This window comes from Bradyrhizobium sp. BR13661, from assembly GCF_029892425.1.
Taxonomy (GTDB): domain Bacteria; phylum Pseudomonadota; class Alphaproteobacteria; order Rhizobiales; family Xanthobacteraceae; genus Bradyrhizobium.
The window spans coordinates 238,979-262,575 of record NZ_JARXWB010000004.1; the positions used below are offsets into that span (position 1 = coordinate 238,979).

23 protein-coding genes and 2 tRNA genes are annotated in these 23,597 nt (G+C 63.1%); 8 read left to right on the forward strand and 17 right to left on the reverse strand.

The window, feature by feature from the left end; translation table 11 throughout:
• Positions 1 to 2: 2 nt before the first annotated feature.
• From M2427_RS08775 to M2427_RS08805, 7 genes are all read right to left on the reverse strand, one after another.
• Positions 3 to 79: transfer RNA gene (locus tag M2427_RS08775), tRNA-Val, on the reverse strand.
• A gap of 64 nt (positions 80 to 143) precedes the next feature.
• Positions 144 to 548: a GFA family protein gene (locus M2427_RS08780; protein WP_280705848.1), complete on the reverse strand. Its 405-nt coding sequence runs from the start codon at positions 546 to 548 to the stop codon at positions 144 to 146.
• 70 nt (positions 549 to 618) lie between these two features.
• Positions 619 to 3,042 (reverse strand): endopeptidase La, encoded by a 2,424-nt coding sequence (lon, locus tag M2427_RS08785; RefSeq protein ID WP_280705849.1) that lies wholly within the window; start codon positions 3,040 to 3,042, stop codon positions 619 to 621.
• A gap of 324 nt (positions 3,043 to 3,366) precedes the next feature.
• Positions 3,367 to 4,638, reverse strand: coding sequence for an ATP-dependent Clp protease ATP-binding subunit ClpX (gene clpX / locus M2427_RS08790; RefSeq protein ID WP_280705850.1), 1,272 nt, complete (start codon positions 4,636 to 4,638; stop codon positions 3,367 to 3,369).
• A gap of 448 nt (positions 4,639 to 5,086) precedes the next feature.
• Positions 5,087 to 5,722: an ATP-dependent Clp protease proteolytic subunit gene (locus tag M2427_RS08795; protein WP_280705851.1), complete on the reverse strand. Its 636-nt coding sequence runs from the start codon at positions 5,720 to 5,722 to the stop codon at positions 5,087 to 5,089.
• Between the two features lie 308 nt (positions 5,723 to 6,030).
• On the reverse strand, positions 6,031 to 7,389 hold the full coding sequence (tig, locus tag M2427_RS08800; RefSeq protein ID WP_280705852.1) for a trigger factor: 1,359 nt from the start codon (positions 7,387 to 7,389) through the stop codon (positions 6,031 to 6,033).
• A gap of 183 nt (positions 7,390 to 7,572) precedes the next feature.
• Positions 7,573 to 7,657 (reverse strand) — tRNA-Leu (locus tag M2427_RS08805).
• 155 nt (positions 7,658 to 7,812) lie between these two features.
• On the opposite strand from M2427_RS08805, the gene M2427_RS08810 reads away from it, so the two are divergent.
• Positions 7,813 to 9,129: a multicopper oxidase domain-containing protein gene (locus M2427_RS08810; RefSeq protein WP_280705853.1), complete on the forward strand. Its 1,317-nt coding sequence runs from the start codon at positions 7,813 to 7,815 to the stop codon at positions 9,127 to 9,129.
• 1 nt (position 9,130) lies between these two features.
• On the opposite strand, the gene M2427_RS08815 is transcribed toward M2427_RS08810, so the two are convergent.
• Complete coding sequence (locus M2427_RS08815; RefSeq protein ID WP_280705854.1) at positions 9,131 to 9,574, reverse strand: GNAT family N-acetyltransferase; 444 nt, start codon at positions 9,572 to 9,574, stop codon at positions 9,131 to 9,133.
• A complete protein-coding gene (locus M2427_RS08820; RefSeq protein ID WP_280705855.1) occupies positions 9,574 to 11,073 on the reverse strand; it encodes an NAD(P)H-hydrate dehydratase in 1,500 nt (499 codons plus the stop codon). The genes M2427_RS08815 and M2427_RS08820 overlap by 1 nt, the downstream gene beginning before the upstream one ends.
• A 378-nt stretch (positions 11,074 to 11,451) precedes the next feature.
• Here M2427_RS08820 and M2427_RS08825 point away from each other — a divergent pair, with 378 nt between their 5' ends.
• Both M2427_RS08825 and glnA read left to right on the forward strand, forming a co-directional pair.
• On the forward strand, positions 11,452 to 11,790 hold the full coding sequence (locus M2427_RS08825; RefSeq protein WP_007603495.1) for a P-II family nitrogen regulator: 339 nt from the start codon (positions 11,452 to 11,454) through the stop codon (positions 11,788 to 11,790).
• Between the two features lie 151 nt (positions 11,791 to 11,941).
• Positions 11,942 to 13,351, forward strand: coding sequence for a type I glutamate--ammonia ligase (gene glnA, locus M2427_RS08830; protein ID WP_280705856.1), 1,410 nt, complete (start codon positions 11,942 to 11,944; stop codon positions 13,349 to 13,351).
• A 193-nt stretch (positions 13,352 to 13,544) separates the two neighbouring features.
• On the opposite strand, the gene M2427_RS08835 is transcribed toward glnA, so the two are convergent.
• Positions 13,545 to 13,997, reverse strand: a complete 453-nt coding sequence (locus M2427_RS08835) for a hypothetical protein (protein ID WP_348521918.1) — start codon at positions 13,995 to 13,997, stop codon at positions 13,545 to 13,547.
• A gap of 188 nt (positions 13,998 to 14,185) precedes the next feature.
• Complete coding sequence (locus tag M2427_RS08840) at positions 14,186 to 14,959, reverse strand: gamma-glutamyl-gamma-aminobutyrate hydrolase family protein (protein ID WP_280705859.1); 774 nt, start codon at positions 14,957 to 14,959, stop codon at positions 14,186 to 14,188.
• A gap of 244 nt (positions 14,960 to 15,203) precedes the next feature.
• On the opposite strand from M2427_RS08840, the gene M2427_RS08845 reads away from it, so the two are divergent.
• Complete coding sequence (locus tag M2427_RS08845) at positions 15,204 to 16,334, forward strand: AI-2E family transporter (RefSeq protein ID WP_280705860.1); 1,131 nt, start codon at positions 15,204 to 15,206, stop codon at positions 16,332 to 16,334.
• A gap of 115 nt (positions 16,335 to 16,449) precedes the next feature.
• Here M2427_RS08845 and M2427_RS08850 read toward each other — a convergent pair whose 3' ends face one another.
• The 6 genes from M2427_RS08850 to M2427_RS08875 all read right to left on the reverse strand — a co-directional run bounded on the left by M2427_RS08850 (position 16,450) and on the right by M2427_RS08875 (position 20,122).
• Entirely contained in the window at positions 16,450 to 16,746 is a 297-nt protein-coding gene (locus M2427_RS08850; protein ID WP_280705861.1) for an antibiotic biosynthesis monooxygenase, read from the reverse strand.
• A 99-nt stretch (positions 16,747 to 16,845) separates the two neighbouring features.
• Entirely contained in the window at positions 16,846 to 17,082 is a 237-nt protein-coding gene (locus M2427_RS08855; protein ID WP_280705862.1) for a hypothetical protein, read from the reverse strand.
• A 57-nt stretch (positions 17,083 to 17,139) separates the two neighbouring features.
• The gene (locus tag M2427_RS08860) at positions 17,140 to 18,360 is read right to left on the reverse strand and encodes a GGDEF domain-containing protein (protein ID WP_280705863.1); all 1,221 of its coding nucleotides are present in this window, start codon (positions 18,358 to 18,360) and stop codon (positions 17,140 to 17,142) included.
• A gap of 229 nt (positions 18,361 to 18,589) precedes the next feature.
• Positions 18,590 to 19,069, reverse strand: coding sequence for a 30S ribosomal protein S9 (gene rpsI, locus M2427_RS08865; RefSeq protein WP_008547917.1), 480 nt, complete (start codon positions 19,067 to 19,069; stop codon positions 18,590 to 18,592).
• A gap of 1 nt (position 19,070) precedes the next feature.
• Positions 19,071 to 19,535, reverse strand: coding sequence for a 50S ribosomal protein L13 (gene rplM / locus M2427_RS08870; protein WP_008137961.1), 465 nt, complete (start codon positions 19,533 to 19,535; stop codon positions 19,071 to 19,073).
• Positions 19,536 to 19,693: 158 nt separating this feature from the next.
• Positions 19,694 to 20,122, reverse strand: a complete 429-nt coding sequence (locus M2427_RS08875; RefSeq protein ID WP_280705864.1) for a PaaI family thioesterase — start codon at positions 20,120 to 20,122, stop codon at positions 19,694 to 19,696.
• An 86-nt stretch (positions 20,123 to 20,208) separates the two neighbouring features.
• Between M2427_RS08875 and M2427_RS08880 the strand changes: the two genes are divergently transcribed.
• The 4 genes from M2427_RS08880 (at position 20,209) to M2427_RS08895 (ending at position 23,589) form a co-directional block, all read left to right on the forward strand.
• Positions 20,209 to 21,033, forward strand: coding sequence for an enoyl-CoA hydratase (locus tag M2427_RS08880; RefSeq protein WP_280705865.1), 825 nt, complete (start codon positions 20,209 to 20,211; stop codon positions 21,031 to 21,033).
• A gap of 102 nt (positions 21,034 to 21,135) precedes the next feature.
• On the forward strand, positions 21,136 to 21,720 hold the full coding sequence (locus M2427_RS08885) for a CoA-binding protein (RefSeq protein ID WP_280706037.1): 585 nt from the start codon (positions 21,136 to 21,138) through the stop codon (positions 21,718 to 21,720).
• A 137-nt stretch (positions 21,721 to 21,857) separates the two neighbouring features.
• Entirely contained in the window at positions 21,858 to 23,138 is a 1,281-nt protein-coding gene (locus tag M2427_RS08890; protein WP_280705866.1) for an O-acetylhomoserine aminocarboxypropyltransferase, read from the forward strand.
• A 118-nt stretch (positions 23,139 to 23,256) separates the two neighbouring features.
• Positions 23,257 to 23,589 (forward strand): hypothetical protein, encoded by a 333-nt coding sequence (locus tag M2427_RS08895; protein ID WP_280705867.1) that lies wholly within the window; start codon positions 23,257 to 23,259, stop codon positions 23,587 to 23,589.
• Positions 23,590 to 23,597 lie beyond the last annotated feature (8 nt).

Here is a 23,597-nt window from a genome sequence, read left to right on the forward strand (position 1 = left end):
GCTGGTGGGCGGTCACGGATTCGAACCGCGGACCCTCTCGGTGTAAACGAGATGCTCTAACCAGCTGAGCTAACCGCCCCACGGCGCTTCTTTATCCCTACCGGCCCCGTGCGGGCAAGTCTGGAACGAGGGATCTCGCACCCTCAATCCCCCGGCCTTCCCGGCAGCAGCGGGACCGCGTCGATCCACACGGCGGCCGATTGGCACCAGATCTGCCGGACCGGGCGCAATTTGTCGCGCTGGCGGATCGAGCCCCAGCGGATGCCCCAATCGTCGGCCTGGTCGCCCTCGCCGCTGGTGAACAGCGGGGAACCGCAGTCGCCGCAGAAGTGCTGGAAGCGCATGCGGCCATTGTCGCCGCGCTTGCGGTAGATCCTGGGCGTGCCGGCCGTGAGCTTGACGTCCGCCGCCGTGCAGATCGCGGTGACCCGGAACGGCGAGCCCGTGAGGGCCTGGCAGTCGCGGCAGTGGCAGACCGAGACCGCCTCAGGATCGACCTCGGCCTCGAAGGTGATCTTGCCGCAATGGCATTGCCCGTCGACCTGCATCGTGTCCCCTTCCGACAAAACAAAAACGGCGCCCGAAGGCGCCGTTTTATCATCTTTCCAAGCTGCGATCTCAGTGAGCGGTCAGGCCGCCGGCGGCTTCGTCGCCGTCGGGCTTCACGGTCACCTTGGTGTCCTCTTCCCAGACGATCGGCACGGGCTTCTTCACCAGCGCCTTGGCGATGACGTCATCCAGTCGCGAGACCGGGATGATCTCCATGCCGCCCTTGATCGCATCGGAAATCTCCGTGAGATCCTTGGCGTTGTCCTCGGGGATCAGCACCGTCTTGATGCCGCCGCGGGCCGCAGCCAGCAGCTTCTCCTTGAGGCCGCCGATCGGCAGCACGCGGCCGCGCAGCGTGATCTCGCCGGTCATCGCGACATCGTGGCGGACCGGGATGCCGGTCATGACCGAAATGATCGCGGTGGCCATGGCCACGCCCGCCGACGGACCATCCTTCGGCGTCGCGCCCTCAGGCACGTGCACGTGGATGTCGCGCCGGTCGAACAGCGGCGGCTCGATGCCGTAGGTGATCGCGCGCGAGCGGACGTAGGACGCTGCCGCCGAGATCGATTCCTTCATCACGTCGCGCAAATTGCCCGTGACCGTCATCTTGCCCTTGCCGGGCATCATGACGCCTTCGATGGTCAGCAGCTCGCCGCCGACATCGGTCCAGGCAAGGCCGGTGACGATGCCGACCTGCGGCTCGCTCTCGATCTCGCCGAAGCGGTACTTCGGCACGCCGAGCAGCTCTTCCAGAGTCTTCTCGGTGACCTTGACCGACTTCTTCTTGGAGATCATCAGCTCCTTCACCGCCTTGCGGGCGAGTGTGGAGAGCTCACGCTCCAGGTTACGCACGCCCGCTTCGCGGGTGTAGCGGCGGATCAGAAGCAGCAGCGCGTCGTCATCGATCGAGAATTCCTTGGAGTCCAGGCCGTGCTTGGACACCGCGTTCGGGATCAGGTGCTTGCGCGCGATCTCGACCTTCTCGTTCTCGGTGTAACCCGCGATCCGGATGATCTCCATGCGGTCCATCAGCGGGCCGGGAATATTGAGCGTATTCGCGGTCGTGATGAACATGACGTTCGACAGATCGTAATCGACCTCCAGATAGTGGTCGGCAAACGTCCCGTTCTGCTCGGGGTCGAGAACCTCGAGCAAGGCCGAGGACGGATCACCGCGGAAATCGGCGCCCATCTTGTCGATCTCGTCCAGCAGGAACAGCGGATTGGACGACTTTGCCTTCCGCATCGACTGGATGATCTTGCCGGGCATCGAGCCGATATAGGTGCGGCGGTGACCGCGGATCTCGGCCTCGTCGCGCACGCCGCCGAGCGACACGCGCACGAACTCACGCCCCGTCGCCTTCGCGATTGACTTGCCGAGCGAGGTCTTGCCGACGCCGGGCGGACCGACGAGGCACAGGATCGGGCCCGTCAGCTTGTTGGCGCGCGACTGCACCGCGAGATACTCGACGATGCGGTCCTTGACCTTCTCCAGTCCATAGTGATCCGCATCCAGAACAGCCTGGGCTGCTTCCAGATCCTTCTTCACCTTGGACTTCTTGTTCCACGGAATCGACAGCAGCCAATCCAGATAGTTGCGCACGACGGTCGCTTCCGCGGACATCGGCGACATCTGGCGCAGCTTCTTCAATTCATGCTGCGCCTTCTCACGCGCTTCCTTGGAGAGCTTGGTCTTGGCAATCTTCTCTTCGAGATCGGCGAGCTCGTCGCGACCGTCGTCGTCGCCGAGCTCCTTCTGGATCGCCTTCATCTGCTCGTTGAGATAATACTCGCGCTGGGTCTTCTCCATCTGACGCTTGACGCGCGAGCGAATGCGCTTCTCGACCTGCAGCACCGAGATCTCGCTCTCCATCAGGCCCAGCACCTTCTCGAGGCGCGTGGTGACGGACAGCGTCTCCAGAATTCCCTGCCGATCCGCGATCTTGACAGCGAGATGCGAGGCGACGGTGTCGGCGAGCTTGGCAAAATCAGTGATCGCCTGCACGACGCCGACCACCTCGGCCGAGATCTTCTTGTTGAGCTTCACATAGCTCTCGAAGTCGGACACGACCGAACGCGCCAAGGCTTCGGCCTCGACCGACTTCGCATCGGTGTCGGCGAGCGCAACTGCGGTGGCTTCATAATAGTCGGCGCGATCGGTGTACTTCTGCACGCGCGCACGCTCGAGCCCTTCGACCAGCACCTTCACGGTGCCATCGGGAAGCTTCAAGAGCTGCAGCACGCTTGCAAGCGTACCGGTCTCGTAAATGGCATCGGGCGCCGGATCATCATCGGACGCATTCTTCTGCGTCGCGAGCATGATCAGCGCATCGTTCTTCATCACCTCTTCGAGCGCGCGGATCGACTTCTCGCGACCGACGAAGAGCGGAACGATCATGTGCGGGAAGACGACGATATCGCGCAGCGGCAACACGGGATAAGCGTGCGTCTCGCCATGGACGATGGTTGGCCGGGGTTTTGGATTAGTCATGGCCTTTTCCTTTTGCTTTGCCCCCTCGCACGCAGTCCGCGTCTCTCATGCGCAACCGCCACAAGGTGCCGACGTGATCCACAAAACCGGTCTACCCTTCGAAGGTTGGACCGGGCTTGCCGGATCGGAACTGAGGCGAATCTTGAACAGAATTCTCGCTCGCCATCGACATTAGGTGGCTATCGACCCGGGGGGTGTCAAGTCATTGAAAAGCACGCGCCATCAGGCGCTTACGCACAGCTGTAAGCGACGCAACGTCGGCTGCGGAAAAGCATTCCGCAGCCGCTACCATGAAAGACGTTTGGAGCGTTCCAGCGCCGCAATTTAGGCGCTGGCGTTCTCGACCGCGCGATCGGAGCGATCGGCGTAGATGTAGAGCGGACGCGCCGTGCCTTCCACAACTTCGCGGGAAATCACGACTTCTTCCACACCTTCCAAGCCCGGCAGGTCGAACATGGTCTCGAGCAGGATCGCTTCGAGGATCGAACGCAGACCACGCGCGCCGGTCTTGCGCTCGATCGCCTTGCGGGCAACCGCGCCAAGCGCCTCGTCGGCGAAGGTCAGCTCGATGTTCTCCATTTCGAACAGCCGCTGGTACTGTTTCACCAGCGCGTTCTTCGGCTCGGTGAGGATCTTCTTCAGCGAGGCCTCGTCCAGATCCTCGAGCGTCGCCACGACAGGCAGACGACCGACGAATTCCGGGATCAGGCCGTACTTCAAGAGATCCTCAGGCTCGACGTGGCGGAAGATCTCGCCGGTACGGCGATCTTCCGGCGCCATCACCTGGGCCGCAAAACCAATCGAGGTCGACCGACCACGCGCCGAGATGATCTTCTCGAGGCCGGCGAACGCACCGCCGCAGATGAACAGGATGTTGGTGGTATCCACCTGCAGGAATTCCTGCTGCGGATGCTTGCGGCCGCCCTGCGGCGGGACCGAAGCCACCGTGCCTTCCATGATCTTCAACAGCGCCTGCTGCACGCCCTCACCCGACACGTCACGCGTGATCGAGGGATTGTCGGACTTGCGACTGATCTTGTCGATCTCGTCGATATAGACGATGCCGCGCTGGGCGCGTTCGACATTGTAGTCGGCGGCCTGGAGCAGCTTCAGGATGATGTTCTCGACGTCCTCACCGACATAGCCGGCCTCGGTCAGCGTGGTCGCATCCGCCATCGTGAACGGCACGTCCAGGATGCGGGCGAGCGTCTGCGCGAGCAGCGTCTTGCCCGAACCGGTCGGACCGATCAGCAGGATGTTCGACTTCGCGAGCTCGACGTCGTTGTGCTTGGTCTGGTGGTTGAGGCGCTTGTAGTGGTTGTGGACCGCAACCGACAGGACCTTCTTCGCATGGTTCTGGCCGATCACGTAGTCGTCCAGCACCTTGCAGATTTCCTTCGGCGTAGGAATGCCGTCGCGCGACTTCACCAGCGAGGACTTGTTCTCCTCGCGGATGATGTCCATGCAGAGCTCGACGCACTCGTCGCAGATAAAGACCGTGGGACCCGCGATCAATTTGCGGACTTCGTGCTGGCTCTTGCCGCAGAACGAGCAATATAGCGTGTTCTTGGAGTCGCTCGTGCCGACCTTACTCATTCATGTCTCCGTCCGCGGTTCGATCCCGTCCGCTCGATCGTCCCATCCCGAAACGTTGGCGGGCAAGGGATTCAAATAGAGCAAATTCCGTACCAAAAAAGACCCTACGCGTTACTTCCCGTGCGAATCACGGTCACTCGATTCTCCACAATCATAGCGGATCACTCGTAGCGAACCATGCTGTCACCCGACTATCAAGAATTCGCTAATCGGGGGACGCCGGCTACCCGTTACAATACCGTGATTTCAGGTCTTGGCACGGGCGAAGTGACCGAAATCACCCCGACGTTGCTGGATTACCACGAAAAAACGAGCACGAAAGCGGAACTTTCTGCTTGTCGCAGGGCGCAAAATGGTTTTTTGCGCCCTTGCGAACGCGTTCCCAACGTGAACGCCGTGCTGACGATCCCCGCTCAATCCGGGGATCGCTGTTGCGGTCCCGGTAGTGCTACGGGGTCTTCGCTGCAGCCGGCTCTTCGGCGCGCTTGTCGATGACCCTGTCGACCAGTCCGAATTCCTTGGCGTCGGTCGCGGTGAGGAACTTGTCGCGTTCCAGCGCATCCTCGATCGCCTTGTAGGTCTGGCCGGTGTGCTTCACGTAGATCTCGTTGAGCCGCTTCTTCAGGTTCAGGATCTCCTGCGCATGCAGCATGATGTCGGTCGCCTGGCCCTGGAAGCCGCCGGAGGGCTGGTGCACCATGATGCGCGAATTCGGCAGCGAGAAGCGCATGTCCTTTTCGCCGGCGGCGAGCAAGAGCGAGCCCATCGAGGCCGCCTGCCCGGTGCACAGCGTCGAGACCGCCGGACGGATGAACTGCATGGTGTCGTAGATCGCCAGACCCGACGTCACCACGCCGCCCGGCGAGTTGATGTACATCGAGATTTCCTTCTTCGGATTGTCGGCCTCAAGGAACAGGAGCTGCGCGACGATCAGCGTCGACATGCCGTCCTCGACCGGTCCGGTCACGAAGATGATGCGCTCTTTCAAGAGGCGCGAGAAAATGTCGTAGGCGCGCTCGCCACGGTTGGTCTGCTCGACCACCATGGGCACGAGGTTCATGTAGGTTTCAACCGGATCGCGCATGAGTCACCCAGGGTTTTTAGAGGCGGACATCGCCAGTCTTGATCTGCAGTTTCTTGGCTGCCAGTCGGACTGGATGTGCCGGAAGGCCGATGGACGTCCCGTGATGCAGGAAGTTGGTAGAGGTAGAACGCGTAGGTACCGACAGATATAGCCCAATTCGCGCCAGACAAGTGCGGAGCGAATTAAGGCTTAATCGACCTGGTCCCCTTTGGCACTTGAAGCTGATTCTCGCAAAAAGGCCCAGCCGGCCATCTGGCTAGCTGGGCCTGTTCGCTGATCATCCTTAATAGAAGACTGTTTCAAAGCCTTCAGGCTGCAGTCTTTTCTTCCTCGTCCTTGTAGAGGTCCTCGCGCGAGACCTTCTTCTCGGTCACGCTGGCGAGCTCGAGGATGAAGTCGACCACCTTGTCCTCATAGATCGGCGCACGAAGCTGGGCCAGCGCCTGGGCGTTGTTGCGATAGAAGTCCCAGACTTCCTTCTCGCGGCCGGGCATCTGGCGGGCACGCTCGATCACGGCACGGCCGACCTCGTCGTCGGTCACTGTGATCTTGTTCTTCTCGCCGATCTCGGAGAGCACGAGGCCGAGACGCACGCGGCGGTCGGCGATCTTGCGATACTCTTCCTTCGCCTTGTCCTCGGTGGTGTCCTCGTCGGCAAAGGTCTTGCCGGCGGAATCCATCTCGGCCTTGACCGAGTTCCACATCAGGTTGAACTCCTCGTCGACGAGCGAGGGCGGCGCTTCGAAGCGGTGCGCCTCGTCGAGACGGTCGAGCAGCGCACGCTTGACGCGCTGGCGCGTCGCACCGGCGTACTCGGCAACCAGGCGCTCGCGCGCGGCTTCCTTCAGCTTGTCCAGCGATTCCAGGCCGAGCGTCTTGGCGAACTCGTCGTCGACGGTGAGATCCTGCGGCGCCTCGATCAGCGTCGCGGTGGTCTCGAACTCGGCCGGCTGGCCGGCGAGCTTCTCGCTCATGTAGTTCTTGGGGAACGACACTTTCAGCGTGCGCGTCTCGTTCGCGCCGATGCCGATCAGCTGCTCCTCGAAGCCCGGGATGAAGGTGTTGGATCCGATTGCGACCTGGATGCCCTCGCCGGTGCCGCCCTCGAAGGCTTCGCCGTTGATGGTGCCCTTGAAGTTGATGGTGACGCGGTCGCCGGAAGCGGCCTTGGCGCCCTCACCCTTGTCGGCATAGCCGCGGTTGCTGTCGGCGATGCGCTTGATCGCCTCGTCGACATCCGAATCGGACACGTCAGCGACGGGCTTCTCGACCTGGAAGGTCTTGAAGTCGGCAAGTGCGATGGCGGGCACCACTTCGATCGCGACCGTGTAGGTCAGATCGGTCTTGCCGGTGAGAAGCTCCTCGACCTCGGCCTGCTCGGTCGGCATCGTGATCTTCGGCTCGGTCGCGAGCTTGAAGCCGCGCTCGGAGAACAGCTGGGTGTTGGTGTCGCGGATGGTCTGGTCGATGGTTTCGGCCATCACCGAACGGCCATAGACCTTCTTGAGATGCGTGACCGGCACCTTGCCGGGACGGAAGCCGTTAAGGCGCACCTTGTCCTTGAGGTCGACGAGCTTGGCGCCAGCCTTGGCGTCGAGATCAGACGCGGGAACGCTGATCTTGAACTCGCGCTTCAAACCTTCCGAGAGGGTTTCTGTGACCTGCATGGCGTCCAATCTTCTTCTCGTTCGGTCCCGGCACGCTATCCGCGTCGGGACGCTGTCATTAATCGATCCAGCGCGAGGCAAAACGCCTCAACGCCGGGGGTTCATCGAGCCCGGCCCCAAACGGAAAAACATCCGCGTGGGAGCCAAGGCCCCTCAGTAATCCGTGCAAACGCGATAAGCGCTTGGTGCGGGCGGAGGGACTCGAACCCCCACAACTTTCGTCACTGGAACCTAAATCCAGCGCGTCTACCAGTTCCGCCACGCCCGCGTGAATTTGCATCTAGACCGGCCGCGATGCCGCGGGCGGCCGGGCTTATAGCATGTGCCCGACTGTTCGCAGCAAAAAAATGGCCTGATGGAGGCATCCTTCAAGTAGGCTCGATGGCTGGACTTATCCAGCGCGGCGTGGTCCGGATCAGCCCCATGAAACCGCGGATTTTTGACCTCGATCGGCGCCAGGTTTTGGCCCGGCTGGGTGCCTCCCTCGGCGCCTCGGCGGCCGGGTTCATGACGGCTGGCGCAGCCCCGCTCCCGACCGCGCAGGTCCTCCTTCAGGCCAAGCCAGCGACCCTGGATCTGAGGCCAGGCCGGTCAGCGACGGCGATCTGGGAGCTTGCCGCCGCAAGCCATACCAGGGGTGTCCGTCTCAAGCGCGGCGACCTCTGCGAAGTGGTGTTTCGAAATGACCTACCCGTACCGCTGGCGCCGGCCTGGTACGGCCTCAACGGCGCGGCCGTCGCCGATCCCCAGCGCGGGCGCATGCCCACAGCCCCAGGGGCCACGGAAACATCAACGATTTCAATATCAAGCGCCGGAACCCTGCTGATTGACTTGCGGCTGTTCGAAGGCGGACTGAAGCAACCCTCACGGCCGCTTCCGATTATTGCTGCGGAGACCAGCCCGATCGCCGTCGATCGTGACGAGGTCCTGCTCATCGAGGAATGGCACCTGCGGCCGGATGGCGCCGCCGTGCCCCCGGGTCAGGACCCGAAGGACACGACCCCGCTCTATACGATCAACGGACACACTTCATTCGAACTCTCAGCCTCAGGCAATCAGCGGCTGCGGCTGCGCTTCATCAATGGCTCGCAACGCTCTGTTCTGGCAATCAAATTGGAAAGCCACGAAGTCCGGGTGATGGCTTTGGACGGCCAGCCTGCCGAGCCGTTCCCGGCGCGCAATGGCGCCCTGGTGCTGGCCCCCGGTGCGAGGGCTGACGCTTTCGTCGATGCGACCAAATCGGCTGTATTCCTGCTGCATGACGGAAAGGCGGCGCATACGGTCGGCAACCTGAAGGTCTCCGGCAGGTTTGAGCGGAGCGCACCGTTGGAGCCGGCGCGACCGCTTCCGTCGAACGACCTGCCTGAAAAGCTCGACCTCAAGGGAGCCCTGCGGTTCGATGTCGCGCTCGGCGCGCCCGACACCGGCTGGGCGCGGACCGCAAGCTTTTCCACAGCCTCCCTACCCGCCTTCCGCACCAAAGCCGGCCGCACCATCGTGCTGGCGCTGAAGAACCCCGCTCCCGTTACCACCGTCTTCGCTCTTCACGGCCACCATTTCCGCCTGCTCGACCGCCTCGACGATGGCTGGAAGCCCTACTGGCTCGACACGCTCGCCATCGAGCCCGGCCAGACCGAACGCATCGCCTTCGCCGCGACATCGCCGGGACGCTGGCTGATCGAATCCGTCGCGACCGACTGGGCCGCGCCGCGACTGGTGCGGTGGTACGGGGTGGAGTGAGTCAGCGGCCCGCTCGCGTCCAGACGTACCGCGCATCGGGTTCCTTCTCTTCGTTCCGCGTTCCGTCCGTTTCCTCTCCCAACACGAAGCCGCGCGCTTCGTAAAAACGCCGCGCCCGCGCGTTGCGCTGGAAGGTCCAGAGCTCGAGCCGCTTGTTAGCGCCTTTCGCGACGTCGAGGAGTTCGGTGCCGATGCCGCGCCCATGCGCGGTGGGACGGACATAGAGCTGCTCGATCCAACCATCACGGAATGCGATGATCCCGCTCAGCTCGTCGCCAGTGAAGCATCCCCAGACATGAGAAGTCGGAAAGACGCGCTCGCGATAGAACCAGCGGTCCTCGTCCGGCGTGTGCAGACCGGCGAGCCATGGCATCGCGTGATCGAACGCGATCCGATGGACCTGCGCCGCCGCGCCCATGTCGGTATGCTCAAGCTGCCTGAGCATCAATATTCGATCCCGAGCGCGCTATAGATCCGCCGGTGCACGGCCGGCAGCGTCTCGGTGAGATCTTCGGCAATCAGCCCCGGCCCTGCTTCGCTTGCCGCCTCGCCGTGCATCCACACGCCGATGCTGGCAGCCTCGAACGCCGGCACGCCCTGGGCCAAAAGGCCTGCGATGATGCCGGCGAGCACGTCGCCGGCGCCGGCGGTCGCGAGCCAGGGCGGCGCGTTGGCGGCAATGGTGGCCCGGCCGTCCGGCGCGGCGATCGTGGTGTCCGGGCCCTTCAAGAGCACGATGGCACCGGAACGTTCGGCCGCGGCGCGCACGCGCTCGAGCTTCGAACGCCCGGGTGTCTTGTTGCTGAGGTCGGAAAACAGCCGCGGAAACTCGCCCTCATGTGGCGTCAGCACGACCTTGGCGTCGGGCGCGGACTTGATCGATTCAAACAGCCGCTCGGGATTCGCTGCAAAGCTCGTCAGCGCATCCGCATCGAGCACGACACGGCGCTGCGCCGCGATCACGGTATGAACCATGTCGCAGGTGCGATCACCGACGCCGGCGCCGGGGCCGATCATGCAGGTATTGTATCTGACGTCGCCGAGCAGCTCGGCGAATTCGACCACGGTGTCGACGGGGCGAACCATCACAGCCGTCAGTGCGCTCGCATTGATCACGAGGGCATCGCGCGGCGTTGCGAGCGTCACGAGGCCCGCGCCGGCGCGCAAGGCGCCACGAGCGGCAAGCCGTGCAGCACCGGTCGCGGCGGCATCGCCCGACACCGCCAGCACATGGCCGCGCGCATATTTGTGGCCGTCGATGCGCGGCACTGGGAAGGCAGCGCCCCAGAAATCCGGATCGTTCTCGAAAATCTGCGGCGCGATCTCGTCCAGCACCTGTGCCTCGATACCGATATCGGCGACGCGCACCCGGCCGCAATGCATGCGGCCGGGTAACAAGAGATGCGCGGGCTTCTTGCGGAAGAAGGTGACGGTTTCGGTGGCGTTCACCGCCGCGCCGAGCATTGCCGCGCTGGTGCCGTTGATGCCGCTCGGCAAATCGACGGCGAGCACCGGCGCGCCGTTGGCGTTGATCGCCTCGATCATCGCGCGCGCCTCGCCGTCGACGGGCCGGCTGAGACCCGCGCCGAACAGCGCATCGATGATCAGCGCCGGCTTGCCGATCGCCTGCGGATTGAACGGCAGCACCGGATGCTTCCAGCCGCGCGCGGCCGAAGCCGCATCGCCCTGCAGCTGATCGCGCTCGCACATCAGGATGACCGAGACCTCGCGCCCTTGCGCGGCGAGCTCGGCGGCTGCGACAAAACCGTCACCGCCGTTGTTGCCGGGGCCCGCGACGATCAGGATCGCCCCCTGCTCGACCAGCGCGCCCGCGGCTTCCGCCACCGCCTGCCCCGCGCTCAGCATCAGCTTGAAGCCGGGCGTGCCGGCCGCGATCGAGAGCTGGTCGGCCCGCTGCATTTCGGCGTTGGTCAGAACTTCCATGCCACTTCCCTGGTCCAAACGCCTTTTCAACAGGCATTTCCTGTGCCGCTTCGAAACATCAAACCTTGATCTGCACAGAGATTGAACTGTTTGCCTATTCCGTAGTCTTCGCTATTTTGTGCCAGTTGGCTCCACCATCAGAGATGCTCGTTAATAGGCTGATAACGCTCCAATAATCAGAGCCTTTGCAACTTGGCATAGACCCTGCTTTCGAGGAAGCCGCTTCGGTTCGTCGTGCTCACTGGCTTTATCTGGGTGTGGCCGGCCGTTGTTGCCGGGCTGGTCAGGTCCCGGCATGCCGACGACAAAACTCGTGCGTGAGACAAGCGCATCCTGACGAAGACGTTGCTAATTGATCGAAAGGCCGGGAGGCGCGCAGTGAAGAAAATCGAAGCCATCATCAAGCCGTTCAAGCTCGACGAGGTGAAGGAAGCGCTTCAGGAAGTTGGCCTGCAGGGCATCACCGTGACCGAGGCGAAGGGTTTTGGTCGCCAGAAGGGTCACGCCGAGCTTTACCGCGGCGCAGAATACATCGTCGACTTCCTGCCCAAGGTGAAGATCGAGATCGTGATCGGCGACGACCTGGTGGAACGCGCGATCGACGCGATCCGCCGTGCCGCGCAAACCGGGCGCATCGGCGACGGCAAGATTTTCGTCTCCAATATCGAAGAGGCGATCCGCATCCGAACCGGCGAATCCGGGCTGGACGCTATCTGAGCCGGGTGCTATCCCGCATTTTGCGACACTCTGAAAGAAAAAAGGCTGCTTCGGCGGCCTGATTTCGTTTGTGCGGTTGCGCAAAACTCGCCGAAAGCGAGAACGAATCTGCTCACCTGGAAACCGACCCGCAGAGCCAAAAGGGGTATGCATGAAGACCGCCAAAGACGTCCTGAAAGCAATCAAGGACAACGACGTTAAGTACGTCGACCTGCGCTTCACCGATCCGCGCGGCAAGTGGCAGCACGTGACGTTCGACGTCAGCATGATCGACGAGGACGTATTCGCCGAAGGAACGATGTTCGACGGCTCCTCGATCGCCGGCTGGAAGGCGATCAACGAGTCCGACATGTGCCTGATGCCCGATCCGGTGACCGCGACGATCGACCCGTTCTTCGCCGAGACCACCATGGTCATCACCTGCGACGTGCTCGAGCCGACCACCGGCGAGCCCTACAACCGCGACCCCCGCGGCATCGCCAAAAAGGCGGAAGCCATGGTGAAGTCGATGGGCGTGGGCGACAGCGTGTTCGTCGGTCCCGAAGCCGAATTCTTCGTGTTCGACGACGTGCGCTATTCGGCCAATCCATACAACACCGGCTTCCGGCTCGACTCCTCGGAGCTGCCGATCAACTCCGACACCGAATATGAAGGCGGCAATCTCGGCCACCGCATCCGCACCAAGGGCGGCTACTTCCCGGTGCCCCCGCAGGACTCGGTGCAGGACATGCGCTCCGAAATGCTCGGCGCCATGGCCAAGATGGGCGTCAAGGTCGAGAAGCACCATCACGAAGTCGCTTCCGCCCAGCACGAGCTCGGCATGAAGTTCGACACGCTGACGCTGATGGCCGACCACATGCAGATCTACAAATACTGCATCCACCAGGTCGCGCACATCTACGGCAAGACCGCCACCTTCATGCCGAAGCCGGTCTACGGCGACAACGGCTCGGGCATGCACGTGCACCAGTCGATCTGGAAGGACGGCAAGCCGGTGTTCGCCGGCAACAAATATGCCGACCTGTCGGAGACCTGCCTCCACTATATCGGCGGCATCATCAAGCACGCCAAGGCGATCAACGCCTTTACCAACCCGTCGACCAACTCCTACAAGCGTCTGGTCCCGGGCTATGAGGCCCCCGTGCTGCTCGCCTATTCCGCGCGCAACCGCTCGGCCTCCTGCCGCATCCCCTATACCGCTTCGCCGAAGGCCAAGCGTGTCGAGGTGCGCTTCCCCGATCCGATGGCCAATCCCTATCTCGGCTTCGCCGCGATGCTGATGGCCGGCCTCGACGGCATCAAGAACAAGATCGATCCGGGTCCGGCGATGGACAAGGACCTCTACGATTTGCCGAAGGAAGAGCTGAAGCAGATCCCGACCGTGTGCGGTTCGCTCCGCGAGGCGCTCGAGAACCTCGACAAGGACCGCGGCTTCCTCAAGGCCGGCGGCGTGTTCGACGACGACTTCATCGACGCCTACATCGAGCTGAAGATGACCGAAGTCGCCCGCTTCGAAATGACCCCGCATCCGGTCGAGTTCGAGATGTACTATTCGGGCTAAGTGGCTCGATCGATCACCACATGCGAAAGGCGCCCTTCGGGGCGCCTTTTTGTTTGAGCCATCAACTTTCGTTCTGCATCTGACTCCACTTCGTTCTCAAGGAACGAATCGGAATCGCAAAAATCACCGCGCAGCAATTCTTGCTGATTGGTTTACTGCGTCAGAGATATTGCGAGCGCAGTTCGTCGCTTGCTCACTTGTCCGAAAAGCTCACCTCGATCTGCTCGACGACTGGCCCCCATTTGAGCAGCTTGCCATTGTCAGAGGGTATCCTCTCCGCTGACAAATCTGGCGCGGAATTGTTGTCCTTGCCGAAACGCACGCCTACGCGACAGCCACCCGGCAACTTCCCATCGAGCTTTCCGCCCTTCCAACTCACGACGAAGCCGCTGAAATCCGAGTCAAATCCGTGAACGAGAAACGGTTTGCCGTTGATCTTCTGCACCTCGGCCAATGTCGAGCCGATGGTCACACCGGCCACATTCCAGTGGCTCGCCTTCGCGGAATTGCGCAAGGTGAGGCGCGCGACGCGGCTCATCGTCTCGTCCGCAAAGGCCACCTCGATGCGCCAGTCCACGCTACGCGGCAACAGGACAAGTCCCCGGTAGGTGATGTCCTCCACGCCTGTGGAGAGATTGTCCTCCATCACAGCTTCCTGGCCGTAGCGCTGCATCAGGCTCTTTGCGGAATCGCCGGCCGAAACCGGCGATGAACAGGTGACCGGTCCATCCGACAGCGGCGTGGTTTGGGCGAGCGCAGGAGTTGCGAACAGGACAAGAGCAGCGATGGTCGTGTGGCGGATCATCGGGATGCCATTCACCGCCGCGCAGCCGCCTAAGCCACCGCCTTCTGCTTCGCCACCATCGCCTCGCCAAACGCCTCGAACAGCTTGCGATTGATCGGGTTGCGTTGCGGGTCGTATTCGGCGTGCCATTGCACTCCGAGTGCGAAGGTTGGAGCCTCCGCGATGCGGATCGCCTCGATGGTGCCGTCCTCGGCGGTGCCCTCGATCAGGACGCGTTTGCCGGGATCGAGGATGCCCTGCCCGTGCAGCGAATTGACCCGGATCTTCTCGCAGCCGAGGAGCTTCGCAAAGGCACCGCCCGGCGTGAGGTCGACGTCGTGACGGTCGGCGAACACGACGGTCGGATCGGGATGGATCTCGCCATTCTCGAGCCTGGGCATGCGGTGGTTCATGCGGCCGGGAATTTCGCGGATCTCGGGGTGCAGCGAGCCGCCGAAGGCGACGTTCATCTCCTGCAGACCCCGACAGATGCCGAACAGCGGGATACCACGCGAGACGCAGGCGACCGAAAGCGCCAGCGCGACCTCGTCGCGGTGGATGTCGTAGGGCTCGTGCTTCTCGCAAGGGTCGACGTTGAAGCGGGTCGGATGCACGTTGGCGCGGGCACCCGTCAGCACGATGCCGTCGACGGCATCGAGCAATGCGGCGATGTCGGTGATATCAGGGGAGCCCGCGAACATCATCGGCAAGCCGCCGGAAACCTCGGCCACCGCGCGCAGATTGCGCTCGCCGACCATCTGGACCTGAAATCGATTTTCGACGCGATGGGCGTTCCCGATCACGCCGACGACCGGCTTTCTCATCTTCCGTTCCGACCTCCCGCCGAAAAAGATTCCCAAACATGCCTCCCGGATGGAACAAATTCAACAGAAGGGATCGCGGGACGGCAATGCTATTTTCGCGCAAATCCCAGACGTCGGGGCCCCCGGCAGGGTCCGCGGCGTTGGCTTATGGCTGCCGCCGCGGTCTTCGGGCGTACGGCCCGGCTTGATCCCCGGTCAGATTTCACGAAAGAGTGCGTGCCGCCCGCTCGGAAAAGGACCTGATGTGACCGTCTCCAGAGATGAACAGCCCCAAACCCGCACCGATCTCGCCTGGGCGATCGCGCTTGGCGGCATCGCCGTCGTGCTGTTCACCGCAATGCTGGTCTTCACCTGGTACTTTGCGACCACCCTGTTGCTGATCTTCACCGGCATGCTGCTCGGCGTCGGCCTCAACGCGCTCGCCAATGCGCTCGGCCGCCATGTCCGCTTACCGCATACCCTGCGGCTGGCAATCGTCTGCGTCGCCCTGGCGGTCATGCTCTCCGGCGTCGCCTATCTCGGCGGCGCGACCATTGCGCAGCAGGCTTCGCTGCTCAGCACCACCATCAAGTCGCAGATCTCGCATGTGAGATCGTACCTCGAGAGCCACGGCATCGACACCAGCGTCTTCGACCTCGGCAATGCCACCTCCGCTGCGTCCCCGGCCGATGCGGCGGCGTCGCCGGCGCCGAACCAGAATTCGCGCGGACCGTTGCCGGGCGCGGGCGCACTTGCCTCCAGCGGTGGAGCGATCGTCAGTCAGACCTTCAAGCTGCTGTTCGGCGCGATCAGCGCCGTCGGCAACATTTTCATCGTGTTGTTTCTCGGGCTCGCCTTCGCAGCGCAACCCGGCGTCTATCACGACGGCCTGCTGTTCCTCACTCCGGCCAGGCATCGCATCCGTGCCACCCTGATCGTCGACCGCATCGGCGAGACGCTGGAGCGCTGGCTGATCGCCCAGATGATCGTGATGATCGCGGTCGGCCTCGTCACCTGGATCGGGCTTGCCATCATCGGCATCCCCGGCTCGTTCATCCTGGGGATCCAGGCCGGGCTGCTCGCCTTCATCCCGACCGTCGGCGCCATCATCGCCGGCGTCGTCGTGGTGCTGGCGAGCCTCGCCTCGGGCTGGATCCCGGCGCTATCGGCACTGATCCTGTTCCTCGGCGTGCATGCGATGGAGAGCTATGTGCTGACGCCGCTCCTCCAGCGCCAGGCGCTGGACATCCCGCCGGGGACGCTGTTCGCGTTCCAGATCCTGCTCGGCGTCGTCTTCGGAATCTGGGGCCTCGCGCTGGCGCTGCCCCTCGTCGCCATCGCCAAGGTCATGATCGACCACTTCAAGACGTATGAGGCGCCGCCCCTGGCAGCATGATCCGGACCCGAAGGGCCGCGTTAGCGCAAAGTGCGCAGTGGTTTTCCCTCGCGACATCAGCGGAACGCATTTGCGCGAAGATCATGCTCAAACAACAGAGGCGGAGTGACCTCGATCAGGTCGTCAGCACGGTCTCGGTGTGCTCGACCTCGGGCGGCGAGGCAAAGTACTGGCCGACGAGGCCGCGCCATTCGGTAAAATTCTCGGAGCCGCGGAAATCGACGGTGTGGTTCTCCAGCGTGGCCCACTTGACCATCAGCCGGTAGCGCTGCGGCTTCTCGATCGACTTGTGCAGCTCAAAACCGTGAAAGCCCTTGGAGCGGCCGAAGGCGGCCTTGGCCCTGGCGACGGCGGCCTCAAAATCCTTCTCGCTGCCCGGCTTGACGTCGATTTGCGCGATCTCGGTGATCATCGTTTCCACCCCTTTTGTTTGGTGGCCGTATCTACCGCAGCCGGGGCCAAAGAAAAAGGCGCCGAAACGGCGCCCTGCCCGGCCGAAAATGCGCCGCTCTCAGGCAAATAGCAGCGCGGTGCCGAGGACGATCATCGTGCAACCGATGAACAATGCGACCGGCCAGAAGCTGCGGGCCTGCGTGTAGCGCCCCTGTGCGCGACGCTCGGCGATGAGCGCCGTCTCGTATTCGTCCGCAGTCGAGAACAGACAGGCGAAACCACCGCGTGCCGAGCTCGCTGCGGCTTCGAGCGACATCAGGGCAGCTTGCGGGTTCTGTCGACGGATCGATTCCATGACCGCAATGGTAGGAACCGAATGGTAAACAGACGATTACCGCAAACACAATCCATCTCAGGCGGTCGCCGGCTGCGTCTTTGGTACACCGATCCGCGCGGCGCTCTGGCGGCGCCAGTTCTCCAGCGATAGCGGCAGCTCCTCCGCCGCCTCGACGCGGTTTCGGCCGCCGCGCTTGGCCTGGTAGAGCGCCGTGTCGGCCGAGGCGAGCAGCACCTCGAGCTCGGTGCCGGCGGGGCCGCCCGCAACGCCAATGCTGACGGTGGTGTCGACCGCACCACCATCGACCACCACGCCTGACGTCTCGAAGGCCTCGCGCACGCGCTCGGCGACCAGCACGCCTTCCTCCAGCGCGCAGGGCAGAAGTGCCGCAAATTCCTCACCGCCGATGCGACCCGAAAGGTCCGAGATGCGGAGATTGTTGACGACCACGGCCGAGAACAATTTCAGCATTTCGTCGCCGGCGGGATGGCCGAAGCGGTCGTTGATCGACTTGAAATGGTCGATGTCGAAGATCATCACCGTGACCGGGCGGCCACCCTTGGCCTCGCGCTCGATCATCCGCGCGCAGGCTTCCGAGAAGCCGCGGCGGTTGAGCATGCCGGTCAAGGGATCGGTCGACGCAGCGGTGCGATGCGCGGTGACGGTGCGCTCGGACACCAGCATGAAGATCACGAACACGGTGCCGACGGCGTAGAGCACGAGCTCGACCGCGAATACGGTGACCCAGACGCTCCCGGAGAAGCCGGAATCGTTCGGACGCAGGAAGCTGCCGAGCAGGATCGGCAGCATCAGCACACAGCCGTGCATGACAGGCACGACGAAAGCGGGCCAGCGCCGTTGCAGGCTCTTGCGCCGTTCGACCCAGAGCTCGCTCGCGGTCAGCGCCGCATAGATCGAGACGATGCCGGCGCCGATGAGCATGCGCAGCATCGACGCTGTGGGATCGAGCAGCGTCGCGGCCGCGACCCAGGCGAGCGCGCCGAGCACGAGACCCGGCCAGTTCGGCTTGCGGCCGTGGAAGACGCGCGCCGCGTTCCACACCATGCCGCAGGCGACGAAGCCGACGGCATTGAGCGCGAGGTAAAGATGCTGGCCGAGCTTGTCGCCGGTCGCGGTCCACAGCGCGACGGAAGCCGCGCCGAGCAGATAGGCGGTGCCCCACCATTTCAGCGCGGGGCTGTTCTCCTGCTTGCCGAAAAACACCATCATGGCGCCGAGCAAAGCGGCGATCATCGTGGCGACCAAATAGAGCGTGATGCTATCGAGCGACATCATGTCGGCCCCCTTCTAAACATAGCAGTTACGCGATCGGCACATCCGATTTGCGCGCCCTTCCAGATGCGACGCTATGTCCGGCGAGTTCCATTCAGGTTTTCACGCGGCCCCAAGTTTTCGGGAAACACGCGTTCAATTTGCGCACAAACGAACAACAAAAAAGGCGCTGAAATCAGCGCCTTTTTGCATCTCATTGAAGCCGCTTTCGCGGCGAATGTGACCGAAGCGATTAACGCTTCGAGAACTGGAAGGACCGGCGGGCCTTGGCCTTGCCGTACTTCTTGCGCTCGACCACGCGGGAGTCGCGGGTCAGGAAGCCGCCCTTCTTGAGCACGCTGCGCAGCTCGGGCTCGAAGTAGGTCAGAGCCTTGGAGATGCCGTGACGCACGGCGCCAGCCTGACCGGACAGACCGCCGCCGGCGACGGTGCAGATCACGTCGTACTGGCCGGAACGGGCGGCCACCGAGAACGGCTGCTCGATCATCATGCGCAGCACCGGACGGGCGAAATAGACCTCGACCTCACGCGAGTTGACGGTGACCTTGCCGGCGCCCGGCTTGATCCAGACGCGGGCGACCGCGTCCTTGCGCTTGCCGGTGGCGTAGGCGCGGTTGAACTTGTCGACCTTCTTCTCGTGCTTGGGCGCATCGGGCGCCGCTGCGGTCTTGAGCTGCGAGAGCTGGTCGAGCGACTGGATGGATTCGGCCATGTTATGCGGCCCTCGTGTTCTTGCGGTTCAACTTCGCGATGTCGATCTTCTCGGGCGTCTGGGCCTCGTGCGGATGATCGGCGCCGCCGTAAACACGGAGGTTACCCATCTGGACGCGACCGAGCGGACCACGCGGGATCATGCGCTCGACGGCCTTCTCGAGCACGCGCTCGGGATGCTTGCCCTCGAGGATCTGGCGCGCAGTGCGCTCCTTGACGTGGCCGACGTAACCGGTGTGCTTGTAGTAGGTTTTCTGCTCGCGCTTGCGGCCGGTGAGGACCGCATGCTGGGCGTTGATGATGATGACGTTGTCGCCGCAATCAACGTGCGGGGTGTAGGTCGGGAGGTGCTTGCCGCGCAGACGCATGGCGACGATGGTGGCGAGACGGCCGACGACCAGACCCTTGGCGTCGATCAGCACCCACTTCTTCGTCACCTCAGCCGGCTTTGCCGAAAAGGTTTTCATATCGGAGTTTCCGTGGACGGGAGATATCGGCGCGAACACCGCACCGGACTGGGCGGGTTTCTAGAGAAGAGACGCGCGACGGTCAATGCCCGGCGAATGAAATTAATAAAGCAAAATCAATAACTTAAAATTATGGTGCGATATTACCTGCGAAAAGCTCAAACATTTGGAATGGAATAGGTCGAAGTGACATGGGCAATGGGATCGGGTGAAGTCCCGGACAACAGGTTCACCTCCCCAACCGCAAGGCGCTTGCCAAGCTTGAGCAGCCGGGCCTCCGCCAGCACGTCCTGCCCCGGCTGGCCCTTGCGCAGGAAGTTGATGTTGAGATTGGTGGTCACCGCGAGCCCGATCGGCCCGATCGCCGACAGCAGCACCACGTACATGGCGAAATCGGCGAGTGCCATCAGCGTCGGACCGGACACGGTTCCACCCGGTCGCAGCATCCGTTCGCTATAGTGCTGGCGCAGAAGGCAGGTCTGGCCATCCGCGCTCTCGATCGTGATGTCGTCGCCGCTGAAGGCCTGGGGAAATTCGTCGCGGAGAAACTGCTCGAGCTCCGCCACGCTCATTTTCGCTGTCGCCATGCCGTTCCCCACCCTCGCTTCACGTCCCCTGTTACATTAGGCTATCTGCATCATCCAATCGCAATAATCCAACCGGAAACGCCGCAATGTCCACCCAGGCCGCCCGCGCCCCCTCCCCGCATCAGCCAATTCTGCTGCGCGAAATAGTCGGCCCCATCGCGGTCCTGACCCTCAACCGGCCGGCGGCGCGCAACAGCCTGTCGACGGCGATGATCGCGACCCTGCACGCCGAGCTCGATGACATCGGCAACGACAACGCCGTCCGCGGCGTCGTGATCGCGGCCAATGGTCCCGCCTTCTCGGCCGGGCACGACATGAAGGAACTGACCGCGCGCCGTGCCGACCCCGATCGCGGCCGCGCCTTCTTCGCCGAGACCATGAATGCCTGCAGCGCGATGATGCAGGCGATCGTGCATCTGCCCAAGCCCGTGGTCGCAGCCGTCCAGGGCATCGCGACCGCGGCCGGCTGCCAGCTCGTCGCGAGCTGCGATCTTGCGATTGCATCTGATACGGCGAGTTTCGCCACGCCCGGTGTCGACATCGGCCTTTTCTGCTCGACGCCAATGGTGGCGCTGTCGCGCAACGTGCCACGCAAGCAGGCGATGGAGATGCTGCTGACGGGCGAGCCGGTCCCGGCCGCGCGCGCCCGCGAGATCGGCCTCGTCAATCGCGTGGTCCCCGCCGGTACCGAACGCGACTCCGCGATTGCGCTGGCGCAACAGGTCGCGCTCAAATCGGCCTACACGGTCAAGCTCGGCAAGGAGGCGTTCTACCGCCAGGCCGAGATGAGCCTTGCCGATGCCTATCGCTATGCGGCAGAGGTGATGACCGAGAACATGATGGCCCGCGACGCCGAGGAAGGCATCGGCGCCTTCATCGAGAAGCGCACGCCGACATGGCGGGATGAGTAGTTGTCACACCGTCATTCCGGGCGGCTCGAAGAGCCGACCCGGAATCTCGAGATTCCGGGTTCGATGCTTCGCATCGCCCCGGAATGACGAATGAAGGATCACATGAATCACGACGCCTATCCCGACAATTACATCCGCGGCATCCTCAACAGCGTGAAGTCGATCGCGATGGTCGGCGCCTCGCCGGTCAATGTGCGGCCGAGCTACTTCGCGTTCAAATATCTGGCGCAGCGCGGCTACGACATGATCCCGGTCAATCCCGGCCATGTCGGCAAGGACCTGCTCGGCAAGCCCTTCGTCGCCTCGCTGCGCGACATCGGACGTCCCGTCGACATGATCGACATTTTCCGCAACTCCAGCCACATCATGCCCGTCGTCGAGGAAGCCCTCCTGCTCGATCCGTTGCCGAAGGTGATCTGGATGCAGCTTGGCGCGCGTGACGATGCGGCTGCGGAAAAGGCCGAGGCAGCCGGTATCAAGGTCGTGATGAACCGCTGCCCGAAGATCGAATATGGCCGGTTATCGTCCGAAATCTCCTGGATGGGCGTCAACTCGCGCACGCTCAGCTCCAAGCGCGCACCGGCGCCGACGCAGGGCATGCGTCTATCCCTCGATCGGATGAGTGTCGGCGGCGGCGACACCGCAGCCTCCAATCGCGCAGCCAAAAACAAGAGCGAGCAAAGCTGACGCATTTGCGAAGGATTTGTTTCGCGGACGCGTCAATCGGTAGCATGACCGTTACGATGTGAAGCCGCAGCTTGACGCCGGGCACGGCGCCGATCAGCATGCCGCGCGATTTCAGACCACAAGAACAGGACGCCTCAATGAGCGATCGCCTTCCGGGATTTTCGACCCTCGCCGTGCATGCCGGTGCACAGCCCGATCCAACCACCGGTGCGCGCGCGACTCCGATTTATCAAACGACATCCTTCGTCTTCAACGATGCCGACCACGCCGCCTCGCTGTTCGGCCTGCAGGCGTTCGGCAACATTTATACCCGCATCGGCAACCCGACCAACGCGGTGCTGGAAGAGCGCGTCGCCGCGCTTGAAGGCGGCACCGCCGCGCTTGCGGTGGCCTCTGGCCATGCGGCACAGGTCGTGGTGCTGCAGCAATTGCTGCAGCCCGGCGACGAGTTCATCGCCGCCCGAAAACTCTATGGCGGCTCGATCAACCAGTTCACGCATGCGTTCAAGAGTTTTGGCTGGAACGTGGTGTGGGCCGATCCCGATGACGTCGCAAGCTTCGAGCGCGCGGTGACGCCGCGCACGAAGGCGATCTTCATCGAGTCCATTGCCAATCCCGCCGGCAGCATCACCGACATCGAGGCGATCTCGACGGTAGCGAGCAAGGCCGGCGTGCCGCTGATCGTCGACAATACCCTGGCATCGCCCTATCTGATCCGTCCGATCGACCACGGTGCCGACATCGTGGTGCACTCGCTGACGAAGTTCCTCGGCGGTCACGGCAATTCGCTCGGCGGCATCATCGTCGACGCCGGCACCTTCGATTGGTCGACCGGCGGCAAATATCCGATGCTGTCGGAGCCGCGGCCGGAATATCACGGCATCCGGCTCCAGGAGACCTTTGGCAATTTCGCTTTTGCGATCGCCTGCCGTGTGCTGGGCCTGCGCGACCTCGGACCGGCGCTGTCGCCGTTCAATGCCTTCATGATCCTCACCGGCATCGAGACGCTGCCGCTGCGCATGCAGAAGCACTGCGACAACGCCAAGGCGGTCGCCGAATTCCTCGCCGGCCATCCCGCGGTGGCCTCGGTAAGCTATGCGGGCCTTGCCAGTGACAGGTACAACCAGCTCGCGCGCAAATATGCGCCGAAGGGCGCGGGTGCCGTGTTCACCTTCAGCCTGAAGGGCGGCTATGACGCCGGCGTCAATTTGGTGTCGAAGCTGCAGCTGTTCTCGCACCTCGCCAATGTCGGCGACACCCGCTCGCTCGTCATTCACCCGGCCTCGACCACGCACAGTCAGCTCGACGACGCGGCCAAGGTGAAGTCCGGCGCCGGCCCCGACGTGGTGCGGCTCTCGGTCGGCATCGAGGACAAGGAAGACCTGATCGCGGACCTGGAGCAGGCGCTGAGCGCGTAACTGCTCTCGTTCCGGGGCGGTGCGCAAAACCGCCCCGGAACGACTGCGCCGGTTAACAGTCATTAACCATACGTGCTCCATACATCATCACTGGATCACCTTTGATTCGGAGCCGATGATGCTGCGCTGGATGGTACCTGCCCTTGCGGCAACGCTGACGGTTTCAGCCGCAATTGCCGCCGATCTGCCTGCTCATCCGAAGCGACGGGCCACAGCTCCACCAAAGGTCTATGTCGAGACCGATCCGGATGCGCTGATCTCGCCGGCCGACGGCGTCGGCAGCTACATCAGCAATCTGCCCGGAACGCCGCTGTTGCCGGGCTCGCACACGCTGCCAGGCTATTACGGGCGTCCCTGGGACTACGACTATCAGGGCTCGTATTATGGCGGGAAGCAGGTCGATTATTTCTGGCGCCTGCCCTACTCGTGCGGCATCTATGGATATTGCTGATCGCCGGG

Excerpts from the sequence above, each read along its gene's own strand:
- M2427_RS08795 (WP_280705851.1), bottom strand. The coding sequence starts at position 5,722 with ATGCGCGATCCGGTTGAAACCTACATGAACCTCGTGCCCATGGTGGTC.
- M2427_RS08860 (WP_280705863.1), bottom strand. The coding sequence starts at position 18,360 with ATGATGTCGCTCGATAGCATCACGCTCTATTTGGTCGCCACGATGATC.
- M2427_RS08780 (WP_280705848.1), bottom strand. The coding sequence starts at position 548 with ATGCAGGTCGACGGGCAATGCCATTGCGGCAAGATCACCTTCGAGGCC.
- M2427_RS08815 (WP_280705854.1), bottom strand. The coding sequence starts at position 9,574 with ATGCTCAGGCAGCTTGAGCATACCGACATGGGCGCGGCGGCGCAGGTC.
- M2427_RS08850 (WP_280705861.1), bottom strand. The coding sequence starts at position 16,746 with ATGATCACCGAGATCGCGCAAATCGACGTCAAGCCGGGCAGCGAGAAG.
- rpsI (WP_008547917.1), bottom strand. The coding sequence starts at position 19,069 with ATGGCCGAATCCATCCAGTCGCTCGACCAGCTCTCGCAGCTCAAGACC.
- lon (WP_280705849.1), bottom strand. The coding sequence starts at position 3,042 with ATGACTAATCCAAAACCCCGGCCAACCATCGTCCATGGCGAGACGCAC.
- M2427_RS08895 (WP_280705867.1), top strand. The coding sequence starts at position 23,257 with ATGCTGCGCTGGATGGTACCTGCCCTTGCGGCAACGCTGACGGTTTCA.
- M2427_RS08875 (WP_280705864.1), bottom strand. The coding sequence starts at position 20,122 with ATGGCGACAGCGAAAATGAGCGTGGCGGAGCTCGAGCAGTTTCTCCGC.
- glnA (WP_280705856.1), top strand. The coding sequence starts at position 11,942 with ATGAAGACCGCCAAAGACGTCCTGAAAGCAATCAAGGACAACGACGTT.
- M2427_RS08890 (WP_280705866.1), top strand. The coding sequence starts at position 21,858 with ATGAGCGATCGCCTTCCGGGATTTTCGACCCTCGCCGTGCATGCCGGT.
- M2427_RS08880 (WP_280705865.1), top strand. The coding sequence starts at position 20,209 with ATGTCCACCCAGGCCGCCCGCGCCCCCTCCCCGCATCAGCCAATTCTG.
- M2427_RS08820 (WP_280705855.1), bottom strand. The coding sequence starts at position 11,073 with ATGGAAGTTCTGACCAACGCCGAAATGCAGCGGGCCGACCAGCTCTCG.
- M2427_RS08810 (WP_280705853.1), top strand. The coding sequence starts at position 7,813 with ATGAAACCGCGGATTTTTGACCTCGATCGGCGCCAGGTTTTGGCCCGG.
- M2427_RS08840 (WP_280705859.1), bottom strand. The coding sequence starts at position 14,959 with ATGAGAAAGCCGGTCGTCGGCGTGATCGGGAACGCCCATCGCGTCGAA.
- M2427_RS08835 (WP_348521918.1), bottom strand. The coding sequence starts at position 13,997 with ATGGAGGACAATCTCTCCACAGGCGTGGAGGACATCACCTACCGGGGA.
- rplM (WP_008137961.1), bottom strand. The coding sequence starts at position 19,535 with ATGAAAACCTTTTCGGCAAAGCCGGCTGAGGTGACGAAGAAGTGGGTG.
- clpX (WP_280705850.1), bottom strand. The coding sequence starts at position 4,638 with ATGAGTAAGGTCGGCACGAGCGACTCCAAGAACACGCTATATTGCTCG.
- M2427_RS08885 (WP_280706037.1), top strand. The coding sequence starts at position 21,136 with ATGAATCACGACGCCTATCCCGACAATTACATCCGCGGCATCCTCAAC.
- M2427_RS08855 (WP_280705862.1), bottom strand. The coding sequence starts at position 17,082 with ATGGAATCGATCCGTCGACAGAACCCGCAAGCTGCCCTGATGTCGCTC.
- tig (WP_280705852.1), bottom strand. The coding sequence starts at position 7,389 with ATGCAGGTCACAGAAACCCTCTCGGAAGGTTTGAAGCGCGAGTTCAAG.